15 protein-coding genes and 1 pseudogene are annotated in these 18,549 nt (G+C 43.2%); 11 read left to right on the forward strand and 5 right to left on the reverse strand.

What is annotated here, in order from left to right:
• Positions 1-11: 11 nt before the first annotated feature.
• Entirely contained in the window at positions 12-905 is an 894-nt protein-coding gene (locus tag PV783_RS25190; protein WP_420990050.1) for an AraC family transcriptional regulator, read from the forward strand.
• A gap of 32 nt (positions 906-937) precedes the next feature.
• On the opposite strand, the gene PV783_RS25195 is transcribed toward PV783_RS25190, so the two are convergent.
• Positions 938-1,822 carry a helix-turn-helix domain-containing protein gene (locus tag PV783_RS25195; protein WP_420990051.1) on the reverse strand — a complete coding sequence of 295 codons (885 nt, stop codon included), beginning with the start codon at positions 1,820-1,822 and terminating at the stop codon, positions 938-940.
• A 151-nt stretch (positions 1,823-1,973) separates the two neighbouring features.
• On the reverse strand, positions 1,974-2,795 hold the full coding sequence (locus tag PV783_RS25200; RefSeq protein ID WP_420990052.1) for a sugar phosphate isomerase/epimerase family protein: 822 nt from the start codon (positions 2,793-2,795) through the stop codon (positions 1,974-1,976).
• A 526-nt stretch (positions 2,796-3,321) separates the two neighbouring features.
• Here PV783_RS25200 and PV783_RS25205 point away from each other — a divergent pair.
• Entirely contained in the window at positions 3,322-3,492 is a 171-nt protein-coding gene (locus PV783_RS25205; protein WP_420990053.1) for a DUF5710 domain-containing protein, read from the forward strand.
• A 396-nt stretch (positions 3,493-3,888) separates the two neighbouring features.
• Here PV783_RS25205 and PV783_RS25210 read toward each other — a convergent pair whose 3' ends face one another.
• Positions 3,889-4,092, reverse strand: a complete 204-nt coding sequence (locus tag PV783_RS25210) for a hypothetical protein (protein WP_420990054.1) — start codon at positions 4,090-4,092, stop codon at positions 3,889-3,891.
• Between the two features lie 649 nt (positions 4,093-4,741).
• Between PV783_RS25210 and PV783_RS25215 the strand changes: the two genes are divergently transcribed.
• The 4 genes from PV783_RS25215 (at position 4,742) to PV783_RS25230 (ending at position 11,797) form a co-directional block, all read left to right on the forward strand.
• Positions 4,742-5,299, forward strand: coding sequence for an RNA polymerase sigma factor (locus PV783_RS25215; protein ID WP_420990661.1), 558 nt, complete (start codon positions 4,742-4,744; stop codon positions 5,297-5,299).
• Positions 5,300-5,345: 46 nt separating this feature from the next.
• Positions 5,346-6,536, forward strand: a complete 1,191-nt coding sequence (locus tag PV783_RS25220; RefSeq protein ID WP_420990055.1) for a FecR family protein — start codon at positions 5,346-5,348, stop codon at positions 6,534-6,536.
• Positions 6,537-6,730: 194 nt separating this feature from the next.
• Positions 6,731-10,168 (forward strand): SusC/RagA family TonB-linked outer membrane protein, encoded by a 3,438-nt coding sequence (locus PV783_RS25225; protein WP_420990056.1) that lies wholly within the window; start codon positions 6,731-6,733, stop codon positions 10,166-10,168.
• A 21-nt stretch (positions 10,169-10,189) separates the two neighbouring features.
• A complete protein-coding gene (locus PV783_RS25230; protein ID WP_420990057.1) occupies positions 10,190-11,797 on the forward strand; it encodes a SusD/RagB family nutrient-binding outer membrane lipoprotein in 1,608 nt (535 codons plus the stop codon).
• 621 nt (positions 11,798-12,418) lie between these two features.
• On the opposite strand, the gene PV783_RS25235 is transcribed toward PV783_RS25230, so the two are convergent.
• Positions 12,419-13,405: a hypothetical protein gene (locus tag PV783_RS25235; protein ID WP_420990058.1), complete on the reverse strand. Its 987-nt coding sequence runs from the start codon at positions 13,403-13,405 to the stop codon at positions 12,419-12,421.
• Between the two features lie 322 nt (positions 13,406-13,727).
• Here PV783_RS25235 and PV783_RS25240 point away from each other — a divergent pair, with 322 nt between their 5' ends.
• The 3 genes from PV783_RS25240 to PV783_RS25250 all read left to right on the forward strand — a co-directional run bounded on the left by PV783_RS25240 (position 13,728) and on the right by PV783_RS25250 (position 16,820).
• Positions 13,728-14,636, forward strand: a complete 909-nt coding sequence (locus tag PV783_RS25240; RefSeq protein WP_111580690.1) for a helix-turn-helix domain-containing protein — start codon at positions 13,728-13,730, stop codon at positions 14,634-14,636.
• 81 nt (positions 14,637-14,717) lie between these two features.
• Positions 14,718-15,719 (forward strand): aldo/keto reductase, encoded by a 1,002-nt coding sequence (locus PV783_RS25245; RefSeq protein WP_111580689.1) that lies wholly within the window; start codon positions 14,718-14,720, stop codon positions 15,717-15,719.
• A 30-nt stretch (positions 15,720-15,749) separates the two neighbouring features.
• The gene (locus tag PV783_RS25250) at positions 15,750-16,820 is read left to right on the forward strand and encodes an SMP-30/gluconolactonase/LRE family protein (RefSeq protein ID WP_420990059.1); all 1,071 of its coding nucleotides are present in this window, start codon (positions 15,750-15,752) and stop codon (positions 16,818-16,820) included.
• A 326-nt stretch (positions 16,821-17,146) separates the two neighbouring features.
• Here PV783_RS25250 and PV783_RS25255 read toward each other — a convergent pair whose 3' ends face one another.
• Entirely contained in the window at positions 17,147-17,491 is a 345-nt protein-coding gene (locus PV783_RS25255; protein WP_420990060.1) for a hypothetical protein, read from the reverse strand.
• Between the two features lie 171 nt (positions 17,492-17,662).
• On the opposite strand from PV783_RS25255, the pseudogene PV783_RS25260 reads away from it, so the two are divergent.
• Positions 17,663-17,920, forward strand: a pseudogene (locus tag PV783_RS25260) (DUF1801 domain-containing protein); the annotation flags it as partial.
• A 28-nt stretch (positions 17,921-17,948) separates the two neighbouring features.
• On the forward strand, positions 17,949-18,539 hold the full coding sequence (locus PV783_RS25265) for a Crp/Fnr family transcriptional regulator (RefSeq protein WP_420990061.1): 591 nt from the start codon (positions 17,949-17,951) through the stop codon (positions 18,537-18,539).
• The last annotated feature ends 10 nt before the right edge of the window (positions 18,540-18,549 follow it).

Genomic DNA, 18,549 nt, shown 5'->3' on the forward strand with positions numbered 1-18,549 from the left:
TTGACACACCAATGAAAAATAAAAGGAATCAAAACGTCAATTACCTGACAGTAAATGAAACAGATGAACTGTGGGGATTATACACCACTACTATTGGTTTCCAGGTGATAGCGCCCAATAGTGACTACCCTCCTAAAAGCCATCCATCGGCATATTGGTTCAGTCCAAATACCGGAAGGGTATTGCAGGAATACATCCTGCTGTACATTACAGAAGGAGAAGGTTCATTTGAATCGGCAAGCTGCAAGCTAACTAAAGTCGTTGCCGGTACCATCCTGTTGCTATTTCCCGGCGAATGGCATACCTACCGGCCGCTCAAAGGCAAAGGATGGAATGAATACTGGGTAGGTTTTAATGGCAGTTATATGAAACAGTTAACCGGTAATCTTTTCTTTTCCAGGGAAAACCCGGTCTATAATGTGGGGTTTAATGAACAGATTGTGGCTTTGTTCAACCAGGGTATTGAAACAGCCAATTACCAGAAAATGGCCTACCAGCAGGTACTTGCCGGCATTACCAGCCTGCTGCTGGGCTTCATCTTTTACGCCGAGAAAAACAACTCTTTCAGAGATAAAGCCATCATCGCTCAGATTGATAAAGCAAGAATGATGATGCGCGAAAAAACCGGTGATGATGTTACTCCCGAATCCATCGCTAAAACGCTAAACATTGGCTATTCCTGGTTCAGAAGAGTGTTTAAACAGTATACAGGATTTTCACCCGCACAATATCAACTTGAAATAAAATTGCAGAAATCAAAAGAATTGCTGGCCAGTACGATATTACCGGTAAAGGAAATTGCCTTTCACCTGAACTTTGAGTCTGCCAGTTATTTTGTAACGTTCTTTAAATCAAAAACGGGATTATCGCCCGGTGAATACCGCGATAAGATAAAAGGCAAATAAAGCGATGAAACATAATTACCTGCAATGGAGTTTCATTCAACGGCAAATGTTTTACGATAAGTATTAGGAGAAAGGCCAACTTTCTTCTTAAAGATCCTGGAGAAATAATAAATGCTGTCGAACCCTGTTTGATCTGCGATTTCCTCCACGTTAAGCAATGTTGATTCAAGCAGTTCTTTTGCCCGCTCTATGCGTAAATTCAAATGGTATTGATTAGGCGACAGCCCCGTTACTGCCTTAAAATTTTTCCTGAATGCAGAATATCCCATAGGCAATTGCCGGGCAAGTTCCGGGATATCTACAGGGTGCTCCAGTGATTCCTGTAGCAGGAACTTTGCTTTCGTTATTGCCTTTTCCAGCGGGCTATGATCATATTGTTTACTGAGCGATATGGTATTGACCAAACCTAGTATCTGAAGCGTTAAACCTGCAATCTGTTGTGAGTAACCTACATGCGAGGCATTTACAACATCAATCATCTTTTTAAATAATACCAGCATATCTCTATCCAGCCCTGTTTTGATACATGGCTGATTGGGATCAAAAAAGCCTTGTTTCATCAGTTGATCAACATAGTACCCGTGAAAGCCAACCCAATATTCTTCCCATCCCGAGCGGATATCCGGCCTGTAACGATGCCATACTCCCGGGAAAAGAAAAAAACAGGTTCCCTCCTCAATTTCCACCGGCTCGGTTAATGCCGAACAGAATGTTCCCTTTCCTTTTGAAATAAATATCATGTAATAGTCCGTCAGCATCCTTCCCCTGTTCCATGTAAGCTGATGGCTTTGGGGATGTTCTTCTTTGGGATAACGTTCATTCGGTGTTACTTTTGAATACCCCACCGTAGTTACATAAATTCCCCATTTCTCCTCGATTGGACCTGTATTCAGATATTTAAAAAAGTTATTACCCATTGAATTATCTTTTCTCTTAAATATTGTTGGCAACCGGCGTTATTAAAGGTGAGAAATATTTCCGCCCATCAACACAGCATAACGTGTTAAGAGATAAAGTTAGCAAAAATGAATTAGCAGGTAAAATAATGTGAAGCTGAATACATGAGGGTTATTGTTGTGGAGCAATGATATCTCTCAGCAGATGCATCATAAATAAATTCACTTCCCATTGCGAAGCTACCGGGGTATTACCCGGTGAAGTAGTCCACATATAAGGCGGTGGCCCAAACTCCGTTGTAATGGTAAGCAGGGATATGCCTTCGGCTTTCTTTTCCCGGATGATCCCGGACCACAGGCCGGTAAAGTAGTTCAGCGGCTCCGCCCATTCCGGCAGTCGCGGATCAGGTATCTGCGGTCCTTCAGGAAAACCCACACGGGCATGTATATGTACGGTGCGCCTGATTGCTTCGTTAACCGTTTCTTTGAATCCTTCAAGATAGCTTTCTGTAACACAAACCCAGTGTGAGAAATCGGCGGTTACTTTCATGGAAGGTCTTAGCGTAAACAGTTCTTTTGCATTGCCCGGGCTGAATCCAATTCTTCCCCGGTGCGTTTCATGCGCGATAGCAATATTATTCCCCGCTGAAAAATTTTCCGCCGCATCAATAACGGCAAGTTGTTCATTGATCGTAAAGAAATCTCTTCCTGAATGCGAATTAATAATTACCGGTTCACATTCCATTGCCGCATTCAGATGATATTCAAAGCTCCTGCAAAAGGTTTGTATGTCCGCACCTTCCGCCTGATGCTGTTGCACAACTATTGGTAATCCCAGTTCTTTGCTACGTTTGATAAATACCTTCCTGTCATTTTTATTTTCGGGTAGCCAGGAATCCACGCCGTCATATCCTGCGGATATTACCTTTTCGAGAAAAGCTTCTACGGGGATGTTTTCGTGGCCCCATCGTGTACAAAGGATTTTTATCTGCATGTTATCAACTGAAGGCTTTGGATTTATAAGAAATTGCTGCTATAAGGTAGAACTTTAGCTTACAAAAATAGGTGGTGGAGTCACCGGTGAAGAAACATAAATGAGATTTTCTTTGTGTTTTCTGACATTTTTGGGGATCAGTTAATAAATTATGGTCATATTTTACATTGATCAAATAAAGCATATTATACCCTAATATATAAACCAATGTTTGTCATTTTAAAAATATCAATATTCCTTTGCGGCATCAGGTTCTTCGAGATCGGTATCATGGACAATGTCTTTTACAAACGATATAAACCGGAGTAGTGGTTCAATATTACTCCCGAGATCGGTACAACGCGGACGCGTTTAGAAGGCATCGATGAAAATCGGTGCCTTTTTTTGTTTATATTACTTATAGAAATATTAGGTTGAAAATCTCAATATCGACGCACTTCGTTCTGAAAGTGCATTTCAACGTTGCCTTCACTACACCAGAAGAAAACAGATACTACGTTTTTTATAACATATTAAGTCATCCATCATGCCCATTAAACTTAACGTACCTTTTAATCAGAAAGATGAAACAAAAAAATTAGGTGCTATATGGATTCCAGATGTAAAGATCTGGGCTATTCCTGACAATCATTGGGTGAACCAGATCCATTCCGGCTTAAATACCGCGATCAAATCAGATCCATCATCCATAAAATAATATCCGAGGCAATGGCCAAACCCCAAGTAGAGCCATACATACAAGTTCAGGCCCAGGAATTACCAGAGGCGGAGAGAAATAAGTTAATCGAAGTGGTAGAATCAGAGTTACTATCGCTGCATGATGGGAATTTTGCCAGATACTTGGTTCGCCCCTCCGAATTCAAGAAATGGCAGGAAAAATGGAAACATTAAATTTCTGCAGCGGTAATTGTAATACCAGGTATTTCAGATAGAAAAGAGGTAGTATTTTCCAAATAATTCCCATCTGGGGTACACATCGGACTCGAGGCTGAGTCCGGAAAGGGCTGAACCAGTTAGGAATTAAAGTGGGATGGCGTTTGGACGTTCCCAGTATCCCGTCAGAGAGGGATAAGGTCAGCTTAGAAAATGAGGTTTAGCAAGTAGTTTTTTGACCATCAGAAGCCTTACGATACAAGGATTTCAGATCAACCCACGTAGGAAGAACCCGCACAACCTTTTCTCTCCTCTCAACATTAACCTTATTTACATTCTGTGACTCCGCTTCAATTACTCCCCGTTCTGCCATATAATTTTCATACCAACGTTTATGCGTTTCCGTGGAAATTTCCTCCTTCATAAACCGCGATTCAAGTTTAAGAATATTCGAATTAACTTCCGCAAGCGCTTTTTTCCTGGCCTGCACAGTAGCCTCAACATTTTTAACAGACTAACGCAACAACCTATTAGATTCGCTTGTAACGTAATTTATTTACTCCGATGTGAAACATAACATTCTTAAAACTTCGTCTAACTGATCATGAACTCACTTTGCACTATAACTCTTACCTTGATAAGCAATAGCATTTTTCAAAAACTCTCTCAAAACTTGTTCTCCTGATTTTTTTCACAGATGATATTTAAGATTTTACTATTCATCGAGATCCTCGTTATCAAAGACATCCCACATTAAAATTTCACAACAGTGTTGCTGTGCTGCAGGTTATCTTATTGCCTCTTTTTTTGCTGCAAATCTTTTCAAAAATTTACTTTTGGACCGCGGACAGCGTTACCACCTCTGACCCGCTGAATAAAAGGAAGCCTATAACTGATCTGCAGGCAATACATACCCAGGTGCTGTAACACCGTATTTTTCCTGCTCTCCGGAACTTGCCTTCAGCGCATTGGTAAGATATGCAGCACAGCTTCGGCTAATTTTGCTACTTTTAAGGCGACCAAAATCACCTATCTATATATTGTTCGGGCATAGTTTATATAATAAAGAGGACTTGCTGGCCCAGGTAGCCGCCGGGGATGAAAATGCAATGAAAGTCTTATTCGATCGCTGTTATCCGCGATTGTATTACTATGTTTTCAAACTTATCCAAAATGAAAATGAGGCCCGCGACCAGGTGCAGGAAGCTTTTATGGCATTCTGGCAACGGCGGGAAGCATTCAGGGCTGCGGCAATAACCGACGCGGAAGCATTTATGATCACTGTAGTACGCAACCGGGCATATAATTACATTAAACATCAGCAGATAAAGGCCGGCAAACAGGATCATATCCTAAGCGGCATAGACTCAATTGATGACCAGATGGAAGCCAGGTTGATCCAGACCGATCTCTTTTACCGTATTTACCAGGAGATGATGGCCCTCCCTCCGCAACAGGCAGCCTTGTTGAAAATGATCTACCTCGAGGGACTGGATACTGCCGAAATAGCTGCCCGGTTGAATACCACGCCGAACAATGTACGTAACCAAAAGGCCCGTGCACTGGAAAAGTTACGAACCCTCTTATTGAAAAAAGGACTCTATTCCCCACTTTTTTTATTTTTTTTCTGATTTTGGTGTGATGCTCCGGACACCTCAATTGTATACTATGTATAACATGCCGCAAAAGCACGCACATATTGTAACAATTATACACCGGTCCCTGCAGGGGGAACCGCTTTCCCAGGAAGAACAGCACTCGCTGGACCAGTGGCTGGCAGCATCGGAAGCTAACCGGGAAGTATTCCGGCAGGTGCAGGATCCGAAGATTTTTGCCGGTTTTTTATCTGTTGTATCAGATCATCAGGCAACCGACAATGCATATGCCGCATTTACTGCAGCGAGGACTGCTGGCGGCAAGGTCCGTGCTTTACGCCGCTGGGGTTGGGCGGCTGCAATATTGGCGCTGCTGGCAACCGGTACATACCTTTTCACCTCCAGTAATAATAAAAGAACTATTATCAGCCAGGTCCCGCCGAAGACCGATAATATTCTACCCGGCACTAACAAGGCTACCCTCACGCTTTCTGATGGTTCCAGCATTATCCTTGATAGCGCTGCAAATGGGGCTATTGCGCAACAGGGTAATTCTTCTATCATTAAACTAGCCAACGACGAGATCAAGTATGACCAGAAAGGATTATCACAGGGTGAAATAATGACGAACACAATGAGTACCCCCGCCGGCGGACAATACAAACTGGTATTACCTGATGGTACAAAAGTTTGGCTGAACGCTGCAAGTTCCATTAGTTACCCCGTAGTTTTTATTGGTGATAACCGGAGAATAGAAGTATCCGGCGAAGTTTACCTGGAAGTCGCCCCAAATAAAAATAAACCCTTCATAGCCGGTCTCAAAGGAGGACTAACTGTACAGGTGTTAGGCACAAGCTTCAACATCAACGCCTATGCAGATGACGGGGAAATAAAAACAACGCTGGTGGAAGGACGTGTGAAAGTTTTGAGCAGCAACAGTATTACGTTAAAACCAGGCCAGCAGGCAATACAGATAAGCAATACCGGAGAGCTTACCCTTAGACCTGATGCAGACCTGGAAAAGGTTTTGGCCTGGAAGAACGGCATGTTCAATTTCACAGGCCTGGATTTTAAGCTGGCCATGAAGGATATTGAGAGGTGGTATAACATACAGGTAAAGTATGAAGGCACTATACCTGCTTTCAAACTAAAAGGTAAGATGGATAAAGGAGTACAACTATCTGACCTGATACGCTTTATAGAGGGATTCGGGCTACAGGTACGGCAGGAAGGCAGAACATTGACAATAAAAGAACCAACTGCAGGTTCATAAATACACAATTCAAACAAAAACCGGAAAGTGTTGACACCACTTTCCGGCGGATGTTTCAGTAATAAAACAAACACCGGTCTCGGAAAAGACGGCTTATTTAATCACCTAAACAAGACAAATATATGGTAAAAACTGCTTTATGCGGTTGGTCAGTTCGTGGAAGCAATCGTCATATCAGCCAAATTCTGTTAGTTATGAAGCTAACTGTATTTTTTCTCACGGTCGCCTGTATAATGGTATCCGCCAAAGGATTGTCTCAGAATATAACCTTCTCAGGAAAGGGCGTTGCCCTGGAAATAGTTTTTTCCGCGGTAGAAAAACAAACAGGTTATCATTTCCTGTACCGGGAAAATGCATTGGAAGCAGCCAAACCTGTTACCATTAAGGCCGTTAACCAGCCGCTTTTGCAGTTTCTTGATAATATTTTCAGGGATCAGCCCTTGAAGTACCTGATCAGCAGTAAGACTATTAATATATATCCTGATACCAGGGTTGCCGCGTTCTCTGACCGGCAACCCAATACCTCAGAGCCGGTCACAGGCAAAATAACTGATTCAACCGGCGCGGCGCTTAGTGGCGCTACTATTGCGGTTAAGAATAAACCGCGCCTCACAACAACTTCCAACCAGTTTGGAAATTTTTCCATCGAAGCTGCAACAGGCGATGTGCTGATCGTTTCTTTTATGGGGTATAGTACAAGAGAGGTCAGGATCGATGCAGCCAATGCCGGTGTTATACAGCTTAAGCAGCAGCCTGTTTCTCTGAATGACGTGATTGTCACTACCGCATATGGAATTGAAAAAAGAACAAAAGAGCTGGGGTATGCTGTCGCAAAAATAAAGGGCGAAGATATTAACCGCACCAACCCGGGGAACATTCTTACAGGGCTGGTAGGTAAGGTATCCGGCCTGAATATTTCTTCATTAAGTCCTGATATGACGCCGGATAATAACATTATGCTGAGAGGTATCAGATCTATCAATCAATCTTCGAATAATCAGCCTTTATTTATACTGAATGGTTCTCCCCTTTCTTTTGGGGCAGACCAGAATTCAGCTACCCTGGCGCTGGACTTTCTGAATAATATCAATCCGAACGATATTCAGGATATCACAGTGCTGAAAGGTGCGAATGGTGCTGCATTGTATGGCCCTGAAGGCGTGAACGGCGTTATTATCATTACAACCAAACGGGGCGATAAAGAAGGGCTTAAAGTAAATTTCAGGAGCAGCACCTCTTTTCAGTATATAGATTTTAGCCAGAGAAAAGTGCAGGAGCAGTTCGGTGCAGGAGATCTTACGGATGATCAGAACAACCCCATTTATAATCCCGTTGGATCCGAATTGTGGGGACCGGCGTATAACGATATGCTCGTTCCATTGGGAAGGCCGGATGAAAATGGGGATACTCAGAAAGTCCCTTACAGCTATTCGAATGAAAGGCAGAAATTCTGGGACCTTGCAAGGAATACGCAGCACAATCTTTCCATTTCACAATCCGACAACAGGTCTGATTTTTATCTTGGCCTTTCTTATACCAACCAAACAGGCCTTCTTCCGGGCGACAAACAGCATAAAGCGGGGATACTCCTGAACACAGGAAGGCAATTCAATAAATGGAATGTTCGCATCAACCTCGGTTATACATTGACCAATGCTGATAAAGGGCCAAGCACTATCAGAACAGATATGACGCCGCCACATGTTCCGCTCACAAGCTATAAAGATTTTACAAATGATCATTGGGCGGATCGTAATCATTACTGGGCAGATGAAACCGAAAATCCTTATGAAACAATAAACGGTAACAGGCGTAAATCAACAGAGAATGCATTAACAGGGAATCTTGATTTTACGATAAAGCCATTGAGATGGCTTAGTATCACAGAGCGTCCGGGGATCACCTATAGCGCTTCCTATACTAAGGCAATCACGGCACCCAGGTTCTATTCTGATTTTGCAAAAGCATATGGCGCTATAGGAAGATCAGTGAGTTACCGGGATCTTCCGGCGAGGCTCAATGAGGAAACATTTACATCACTGGCTATTAATAACGACCTTTTGCTGACAGGCCTGCACAATGCCGGTTCCTTCTCCTTCCGCACCACACTGGGTAATACCATAAGGCAAAACTATACAAAAGAAGTTACAGGCAGTTCATCGCACCTAGTCATCCCTGTTTATAATCTTGCATTCGGACGAATGGGAAACACCTATTCCCGGGAGCAGGCTGTGCTTTCAAGATTCTATTCTTTGTTCGGTACATTTTCAGTGGGATACAAAGACATGGTATTTGTTGAGTTGACAGGAAGGAACGACTGGGATTCTAAACTTGCCGTGAGTGCCCGCAATAAAAACTTTTATTCCGGAGCCAATACATCAGTGGTGCTTTCAGAAATGATCCCCTGGTTATCAGAAATGAAATGGTTGTCGTCCGCCAGGTTGCGGGCATCTGTTACCCGTACAGCCAATATGAACATCAGGCCATACCAAATGGAAAGGATCCTCGATCTCTACCAGATCTATGGCGAGCAGGTATCCTATATTTACAAACCAAATAACCCCAATCCGTTCATAAAACCGGAAAATGTTATCTCACAGGAGTATGGCGGTAGTTTTTCCTTTTTAAACGAGCGTATCAACCTGGACGTCACCTATTATAAGCAAAGAAATAACGGGCTTATACTTGAAGTGGTTAATTCCATCTACAGCGGATCGCCAACCATCGATAACGCAGGAGTATATGATAATACGGGATGGGAGTTTGATGTAAAGATCAACAGGTTACTGAAAGCAGGTAATTTCATTGCAGGCATTGATATGCGATTGGCGCTGAATGACAATAAAGTGATTTCACTGCCACCTGTATATAATGATCAGCTAATAGCCTATGTAGGTCCTGCACAGGTGGTTGCCCGTACCGGCCACCATGCTTTTGAGTTTAGTTTAACCGATTGGGTGCGCACGCCTGATGGGAAAGTAATTGTGAACAATGTAACCGGAATGCCGGAACCGGATTCCAGGAATCCGGTATTTACCGGAAGAACACTGCCCCGCTATTCTGCCGCAGCTAATTTAAACCTGGAGTGGAAGAAATTTAAACTTTACATTCTCGGAGAATTCAGAGGAGGTAATCACCAGTATAATGGCGCCGGAGGCTTTGATACCCGCACAGGATGGTCGCCACTCACACTATATAATAACAGAGCGCCATTTGTATTCCCCAATTCTGTATATGACGATGGCTCAGGGAAGTATGTGGAGAATACGGATGTAAAAATAACAGCCATCCGTGATTTTTATCAGAACGCCGCCACCTACACAACTACCTCCTATCTCGTTAAAGCTGACTTTTTTAAACTGCGGGAACTCTCTCTCTCCTACAATTGGACATTTAAAATAAAAGCCATTAAGAGTGTTTCACTGGGTCTGTATGGCCGCGATATAGCATCCGTTTACTCAAAAGAGAATATCTACGGAGATCCTCTGATGATTAGAGGCCCGGGATGGACAAGGGCAATGATCAATACCGGCGGTGATTCCAATATGAGCAATGTGGCAGGTGCTGCGGCAAATGAATCAAGACTTCCCGGTACTATCATGTATGGATTTGTGGTAAACGTAGGTTTCTAATTATTATCAACACTAACAAGTATGAGTATTCGTAATAAAATAATTTTCGTGCTTCTATTGCTCACCGTGATGCACACAAGCTGCCGTAAAGGTTGGCTGGATGTGAATTACAATCCAGGAGAGCTTACAGACAGCCTTGCAACTCCCGATCTGGTGTTGCCTTCATTGCTGAATGAATGGACAGCCGCAAACGGTATCGATTTCAAAGTAAATTTTAATGGCTTATTAAACGAATGGATGGGATATTGGTGCGCCCCGTTAGCTACCTCAGGTACTCCGGGCCAGACATATAATATCGTAAGCTCCAGTTGGTCCTGCGATCCGAAGATCAGTGCAGTATTACTGGAAAATAAGGCCCACCGTACTAATCAGACCTTTTACGAAGGAATTGCCAAAATCATACAGGTACTCACCTGGAGCAGGAATGTGGATGTGCTGAATAATATTCCCTACCAGGAGGCTTTTAAACAACAGATCAGGCAACCCAGATATGATAAGGGACAATTTATTTACGAAGAATTGATGAAGCAGCTGGATACCTCTGTTAGTCTTATAAAAAAGGCCTCCATTGATAAGAACCAGAGAATAACAACAGCTGATATTATGTTCCATGGCGATAAGCTTAAATGGATCAGGTTTGTAAATACCTTGAAACTTCGTTTGCTTGTTCATCAGGCTAACCGTATCGAAAGAACTGCGTACATTCAAAAGGAGATGGCTAAAATATTGGCGGACGGATCAGGCTTCCTGAGAAGTGGTGAGGATGCAGCCATTGATCCGGGGTATAATGAACAACAACCAAGTTTGCTATACCAGGTATATTGCAGGCACTATATCTATTCCTTTTTCCCGGACGTGGCATCAGCGAATGTTATAAGCCTGAATTTCCTGAAAGAGAATAATGATCCAAGGCTAAAGTTTTTCTATGCTCCTGCCAGGGAGCCTGTGCCGGCGGGGGCGCCTGAACCCTTTTCTCAACCTGGCCCGTTGGAATACAGGGGCAATAAATTCGGACTTCCTGTTAATGAGGTTGAATATCAGCACCAGGGCGCACTGTATGTATCGCAGGTGGGAAGTATATCTGCCCACGGGCCCGTTACGCCGTTTTCTTCAGGGATACTGAAAGGATATGATATGAAGTCGTGGATAATTACAAGCATTGAAAGCCTTTTTTTGCAGGCAGAAGCTGTACAAAGAAGGTGGATACCAGGAGATGCAGAATCTGCTTACAAAAATGCCGTAAAAGAATCTTTCAGATGGCTTAATGTAGGAAGGAACAGCACCTTACCGGAATTGTCTGAAGCGGTGTTTGATGAATGGTATAACGATCAGGCAGGTAACGGAAATCCAAATGTAAGCTGGGCTGCTGCCCCGGATAAATACAAATTGCTGATGTTCCAGAAATACCTGGCATTCAATGGCATTGAGCCATTCGAAACATGGGTGGATTACAGGCGGAACAATGCTTATCCTGCCATTCCCTTATCTGCTGATCCGGGGCGCACTTCCAATATCCTGCCAGTCAGAATGCCTTACCAGAGCCTTGAGTATATTAACAATGCTGAAAATGTAAAGCAGCAGGGGATCATCAATATATTTACCAGCAGGATATGGTGGATGCCTGATTGATGAATTACAGGAATATAACCTTAGTTGCTTATGAATGATTTCGTTTAATGTGTTCCAAACAGTGCCCATCCGGGGCACTTAAAACCGTCGTAACTATTTGAAAAACAATAGATTTACGACGGTTTTTTATTACCAGATTTTAGAGTTCGCTTCCCTCCGCGAGAAATCCGTCCAGTCAGCTTTTACAGTTTCTTCAACTTTTCTATCACAACAATGACATGAATGGCTAACGACTAGTTCATCGTTTAGCCCTTCCAGTGATCCTGTCATATCGAAGCCGAAGTCAGAGCATTTCTGCACAGGCATATCACAGCACCGCCCTTCGGAATCCGCTACTACTTTGGGTAAATGATCCTTCAAACATTCAAAAACAATTAAGACAGGCTGATCTTCCATATCAAAGAAATGGGTACAGAAGCGCATAGGTAAACTACAGGCTTCGCATGTAACATGCCTGGAGAATGGTCTATGCTACTGGCATCAACCTTCTTTGTATATTAAGTCTATTGTTGCCGTTACTCCGTCTTCCGGGGAATACTCTGTCTAAGAAAAAGAAAAGGATAGCAAGTCTATGCCTGTTTATCAAAGTAACTTTTGTGGATGTTGATATAACGCTAACGGCTATTGCGCTTTACAAATAATAATACTATCAGTACCGGCAAATACCAGGTTGCGATGCCGGTTCACTAACAAAAACACTTCATTATTATGATCGATTACCCGGTAATCCGAAAGCGCTTTCGGAAGTTCCAGGTCTATAAGCTGTTTACTATCCAGCTCTAATAACTTCTGTTTGTTTTTCCAATCGTCTGATTTAAATGCCGGCGTCAGTATGGCATACTTGCCCGATGAGGAGAATGTGCATTCTTTACCTCCCTTTTTATGCTCTTTGTACAATCTTCCCAGAGAAAATAATGTCTCTTTTACCGTTCCTTTTTCATCTACCATACTTAATTCCGAGAACTCCATTCCCGGCTTTAAATAACCGCCGTCCCTGTCGCCGATCCCGTACAGGAAAGTAACGTTCTTTTTATTCAGTGCATGCAAGATTGTAAATGGTTTTTGCGGCTTATCGAAACTCTCGTTTTCCAGGGCGATCGGTTGTTTGTTGTTCCAGTACTTTAAATCCAGCCAACTGGCAGTTCCCTTTTCTACATCAACCTGAAGGTTGGCTGCATATACAGGTAACATGCCTCCATTGGTGAAAAGTATAGGCATTATGTTGGTATCAGTGTTGCCTGCCGAGTGGTAATTCGACAAGGGTCTATCGAAATCTGGATACTTTGTTTCAGGAAGATGATTCGTGATAGAAATCCTGGTGGGAGTGTTTTTATTGCTTTCACTATATAGAATGACGAAGTCATTTTTGGAAGAATAAAGTCCTACGTAGTTTTGAAAATGGAAGAAAGCCGGGGTTTCGAAAACATCACAGGCTATTTCATCTACCTTTGTTTCCACGATTTCATTTCCTTTAAACCACTCTAAAAAGCAGGTCTCGTCCTGCGAATAATATCCCACAACGGTTCCTGTATTTAAGAGTACGATCCTGTGAAATTGTTTTTGTCCGGCATCCTGGATTTCAAACGTCTGGATAGGTGCTAATTTCATTATACTTTATTTTGGCCTTAGGGCTGGTTAGTACAGTGATTGAACTAATATAAGTAAACCTTTAAACAGGGGCAAATTTTCTTCGTAGCTGCCACTCCGATTTGATTATTACATTGACACAGGTATTTATGAGGGAGAATATTATTGGGATGGTTTTGAAGAAGCGGAGTAACTATTTTGAACACGTACAGGAATATGCCCTAATTTCCCTGATGGTATGATGGTTTTTAATTTGATCCCGTCCCGCCATTCCAAAAAGCGTTTTTACAAACATCGTTATATCTTCTTTTGGGGTTATGTTTGATTTTTATAATTTTGTATCATGAAAACGACAGAAAGTGTTGAAGATTTTTACAAAAGGCTGCCCAGGCAGGTTACCTCGCTGCAATCAACAAATAATGCGGGGATAGGTCATTTCAATGTCTTCAGCCGGGAGTCTTGTTCTGTTGTTTCACCCTATAGTCGCAGGGATTTTTACAAGGCATCTCTGATCATTGGGAGGGGCAAGCTCTATTATGCAGACAAGTGGGTACAGATAGACCGCCCTGCAATGCTTTTCTCAAATCCGGTAGTCCCCTATTCCTGGGAACCGGAGTCCGAGAACCAATCCGGATGGTACTGTCTATTTACTGAAGGCTTTATCCAGCACACTGAACGCGTAGAAAGCCTACGGGATTCCCCACTCTTTAAAATAGGGAGCAATCCCATTTTCTTTCCCGAAGAAGCACAGCTGCAGGAAATTTCTGTCATCTTTCAAAAGATGATGGCGGAAATGGCTTCCAGCTACGCTCAGAAATATGACGTGTTGCGTAGTTATCTGCACTTGCTGATCCATGAGGCTATGAAATCCAATCCAGCCGATAATTTTGGAGCATATGCCAATGCCTCGGCGCGGGTTTCGGGGCTATTCCTGGAGTTGCTGGAGCGACAATTTCCTATAGATTCGCCATTAGCAAGTCTGTCATTGAAAACTCCTGCTGATTACGCTCATGCGCTATCAGTGCATATTAATCATCTGAACCGCTCTGTAAAGGAAGCCACGGGAAAAACGACTTCCGAACAGATCGCTGCCCGGATAACTAAAGAAGCGGGCGCCCTTTTGCAACATACGGACTGGAATATTGCGGACATCGCATACAGCCTGGGGTTCGAGTACCCATCGTATTTTACCAATTTCTTCAAAAAACACACCGGCATGTCACCCAACCAACTTCGTAATATGGTTGTTTGAATAGTGTAAGAATCCGTTTGATTGTTATAAACAGGAGGCTTTTCCTATTTCTACTTTTGCATAGAATAAAATTTAAGGATTATGCAATACAGAAATCTGGGAAAAACCAATGAACGGCTGTCAGCTATCGGCCTTGGCTGCATGGGTATGAACTTTGCTTATGGCCCGGCAGATGATAAAGAAAACATAGCCACACTTGAAAAGGCATTAGACCTGGGCATCAACTTTTGGGATACGGCTGATATGTACGGCAATGGAGCGAATGAGGAGCTAATCTCAAAAGTATTGGTCCCTAACCGCGAAAAAATATTCATCGCGACAAAGTTTGGTTTTCGGTTTAAAGATGGTGTAGCAGGGCATAGCGGAGCAGCAAATACATTTTTCGATGGTTCGCCTGCCTGGATTAAAATTGCCGTGGAGCAAAGCCTGAGACGCCTGAGAATTGACACCATTGATTTGTACTATGCTCACCGGGTTGATCCGAATGTACCGATTGAAGAAACGGTAGGTGCAATGGCCGATCTGGTCAAAGAAGGCAAGGTCCGTTATATCGGCTTGAGCGAAGCATCACCCGCTACCATTATAAAGGCAAATACGATCCACCCGATTGCAGCCCTGCAAAGCGAATATTCATTGCTGGCCCGTGATGTAGAAGGCGAAGTCCTGAAAACTACAAGGGAGCTACAAATCAGTCTGATTCCCTATGCTCCCCTGGCAAGAGGGCTATTTTCCAATGTACTCGATCTCAGTAGTCTCGCCGAAGATGATTTCAGGCGAACATTGCCACGCTCTCATGGCGAGCATGCAGAAAATAATGCCCGGCTTGTTGCTGACTTCGCCCTATTGGCAAAAGATAAAAACTGCACTCCTGCCCAGTTGGCGTTAGCCTGGGTACTTGCGCAAGACGACGATATCATCCCGATCCCTGGAACCAAAAGGAGAAAATATCTCGAAGAAAATGCCGGTGCGGTTGAGATTAAATTGACCGATCAGGAGCTGGCACTGATTGATGCAATAGCTGCGAAATATCCGAATATTGGCGCCCGTTACAGCGAAGGTGCTATGGCAATGGTTAATCACTGATAACCTGATTTTCAAATAATATATTAATTAATGACAAAAAGATTTATCGCCAGTTTACTGCCGGTGATTGCACTCCTGCTAATACCGGGTTCCTGGCAAAAACTGATGGCCCAGGATCAACCAGAGCGATTTCTGACCGGCGTACAAAACCCGGAGGATCTGCTCCAATTACCAGGGACTCATTGGATCATTGTCAGTTGCTACAGTTCATCGACGGCTAAATCCGGGAAGCTTATGGCTATTGATCTGGATAAACAGGGTACCGCGCCACTAGAAATTTTTCCAGGCCCGACACCTCTCAAAAACGGCAATCTACCTGATAATAATCCTATCAATAAACTATTCAGACCGCATGGAATAAATTGTCTTCAAACCGGAATCAATCAGTACCGGCTATTTGTTATAAGTCATGGAAGCGAAGAGACAATTGAGATTTTTGATGTTGATTTACGGTCCGAAGACCTGCAGATTACCTGGAGCAAGAGTATCGGGCTTCCAACAACAGTATGGGCCAATGGCATTGTGGTATCTCCGGACGAAACGGTTTTCGTGACCAGTATGTATGACCCGGCAGATAAAAAGTTCATTGACGAATTCGAAAAGGGCAAGCCTACCGGGCAGGTTTGGAAATGGACCTCTGGCCAAGGATGGCAAACGCTTAATGGCAAATTACTATCAGGGGCCAATGGCATTGAAATATCCAGGGATGGACAAATTCTTTATGTTTCGGAATGGGCAAAGCGCCGATTATGGAGGTTTTCACTGAATAGAGCCATCGTTGATTCCTATATCCAGTTGGATTTTCTCACCGACAATTTACGCTGGACGGAAAAAGGGAATCTGCTTCTGGCCGGGCAAAAAGCAAGTCCCGCTATTCTCTTTAAAGCGCATTCGCTCCAACAGGCAGTAGGCGGTAATCAATTTTCAGTTGCGGAAATTAATCCAGTAACATTTACCGCTAATTCCCTGATTGATGGAGGTGACCGGGACTTTGGATGGGGAACAGTGGCAATCGCCGTTGGAGCCGAAATTTGGGTAGGGAGCTCTCTTACCAGCAAGATAGCATGTTACAAATGTTTTAAAACGAAATCAACAAGATGAAAACATTTTATGATGTTGTAAAACTTAACACATACATGACGGATTCATGTACACCGGAGTGACGTTCCAAAATTCAAAAAGGCATCGTTTTTAACGATGCCTTTTTGTTTGTAATCCACCGTTTTGGCATGAGGCACGCCGCAAAACAAGAAGTGAACTGCTGCATAGGGGATCTCTGGCCGGCGCCCTACCGTAGTGGCGACTGCGGCGGTCCACTCCTTCCTTACACCGGGATCAGTTGATCCGAAAGAAGTAACCCTGTCTGCAGCAAAAAAACATTAGTTATCAAGCACACCTCTCAAATTTTATCAATCATTTTCCCATGATCAAAAAATGGTGTTCCCCATTTTTATAGTAGCTCCATTCTTCCTTTTGCTTGCATCCGCCGCTTCCATAAATGCGATTATTTCCAGCGTCTCTTCTGGTTTTACCGGTACTATACCGGTGTCAAAAAAGGCGGCAATCTGGTATACCAGTGGTTTATAAGAATCGAAGTCGCTGACAGGAGCAATGGCCTTTTCTCCGAATACATGGCCTCCGAAGCCATAGGGGCCCTTTTTTATGGCGCGGAGCACACCTATACGACCATCTTCCCATACACCAGTTACCACATCAATGTCTGGTCCGGAGATGCGGGTTACCTTACGGCAGCCGGTGCCGGCTTTCAGCACAGGCAAGGCCTGTTTATATTCACTGAAAAATACCTCCTTATTAATTCATAAGGCTATATTACTGTACTCATTTCTAAATTATTTTTGTATACTTTATTAGACTGCTTAGCCAAATCGGGAGTGAAGATGACCCAGTAAAGAGATGCAGGAGTATAACGTGAAGCCAGCCCGCAAATGGAAGAAGACGTAAAATGGGGCGGCCCGAGTTTTGACTACAAAGAACCGATGCCCACGTTAAATCCACGGATGACTGATTTTGTAGCCGTAATTTTTCACAAAGGTGAGCTGTTAAACGACAATACCGGGCTTCTCGAACCCGGACCGAAAGGCAAAGCATATGCTAAATTCCGGTCAATGGAGGAGGTAAAAAAGCACAAAGCTAATCTTCAGAAAATAGTAAAAGACTGGATAAAGATAATGAACAGTTAAATGCGCTTTTACCTTAGTATATTGCCGTATGTATGAACAGCTGACTAAATATATTACAGACAGGGTTCAATTAAGTGAAGCCGGTTTGCAGAAAGTACTCTCCTGTTTTAACCTCCTGAAAGCAAAAAAGAATGAGCTGGTAGGAAGAACAGGAGAACCGTCGAGACGTATGTTTTTTGTAAACAAAGGATGCTTACGGGTGTATTTTATAAAACCCGACGGAAGAGAGGCTACACGCCGTTTTGCTTTCGAAAACTCCTTTTCTACTTCGCTATCATCTTTTATTGATGGTACATTGCTCAAAGAAGATACACAAGCTATTGAACAATCGGAATTGCTGTATATCCACCGCGAGGATTTTTACTCCCTCCTGGATACTATTCCCGGTTGGGAAATATTTTATCGTGGTTTTCTGGAATATGCCTATTTAACCAATACCAGGCGACTGGAAGATCTTATAACCCTAAATCCACGGGAGCGCTATCAATTGCTGCTGAAAGAAAACCCGCAAATGGTGCTCCGTTTACCTAATAAGCTGGTGGCAAATTATCTCAATATTACCCAGGAAGCACTCAGCAGAATAAAATCCGGCACACGATTATTTGATCAGGATCAATAATATCCATACT

Origin of the sequence: Chitinophaga sp. CC14, assembly GCF_048957795.1 — a bacterium.
Lineage (GTDB): Bacteria > Bacteroidota > Bacteroidia > Chitinophagales > Chitinophagaceae > Chitinophaga > Chitinophaga ginsengisegetis.

Bases quoted from the DNA above. Each gene is read 5' to 3' on its own strand.
- PV783_RS25190 (WP_420990050.1), top strand. From the start codon at position 12: ATGAAAAATAAAAGGAATCAAAACGTCAATTACCTGACAGTAAATGAA.
- PV783_RS25195 (WP_420990051.1), bottom strand. From the start codon at position 1,822: ATGGGTAATAACTTTTTTAAATATCTGAATACAGGTCCAATCGAGGAG.
- PV783_RS25200 (WP_420990052.1), bottom strand. From the start codon at position 2,795: ATGCAGATAAAAATCCTTTGTACACGATGGGGCCACGAAAACATCCCC.
- PV783_RS25205 (WP_420990053.1), top strand. From the start codon at position 3,322: ATGCCCATTAAACTTAACGTACCTTTTAATCAGAAAGATGAAACAAAA.
- PV783_RS25210 (WP_420990054.1), bottom strand. From the start codon at position 4,092: ATGAAGGAGGAAATTTCCACGGAAACGCATAAACGTTGGTATGAAAAT.
- PV783_RS25220 (WP_420990055.1), top strand. From the start codon at position 5,346: ATGCCGCAAAAGCACGCACATATTGTAACAATTATACACCGGTCCCTG.
- PV783_RS25225 (WP_420990056.1), top strand. From the start codon at position 6,731: ATGAAGCTAACTGTATTTTTTCTCACGGTCGCCTGTATAATGGTATCC.
- PV783_RS25230 (WP_420990057.1), top strand. From the start codon at position 10,190: ATGAGTATTCGTAATAAAATAATTTTCGTGCTTCTATTGCTCACCGTG.
- PV783_RS25235 (WP_420990058.1), bottom strand. From the start codon at position 13,405: ATGAAATTAGCACCTATCCAGACGTTTGAAATCCAGGATGCCGGACAA.
- PV783_RS25240 (WP_111580690.1), top strand. From the start codon at position 13,728: ATGAAAACGACAGAAAGTGTTGAAGATTTTTACAAAAGGCTGCCCAGG.
- PV783_RS25245 (WP_111580689.1), top strand. From the start codon at position 14,718: ATGCAATACAGAAATCTGGGAAAAACCAATGAACGGCTGTCAGCTATC.
- PV783_RS25250 (WP_420990059.1), top strand. From the start codon at position 15,750: ATGACAAAAAGATTTATCGCCAGTTTACTGCCGGTGATTGCACTCCTG.
- PV783_RS25265 (WP_420990061.1), top strand. From the start codon at position 17,949: ATGTATGAACAGCTGACTAAATATATTACAGACAGGGTTCAATTAAGT.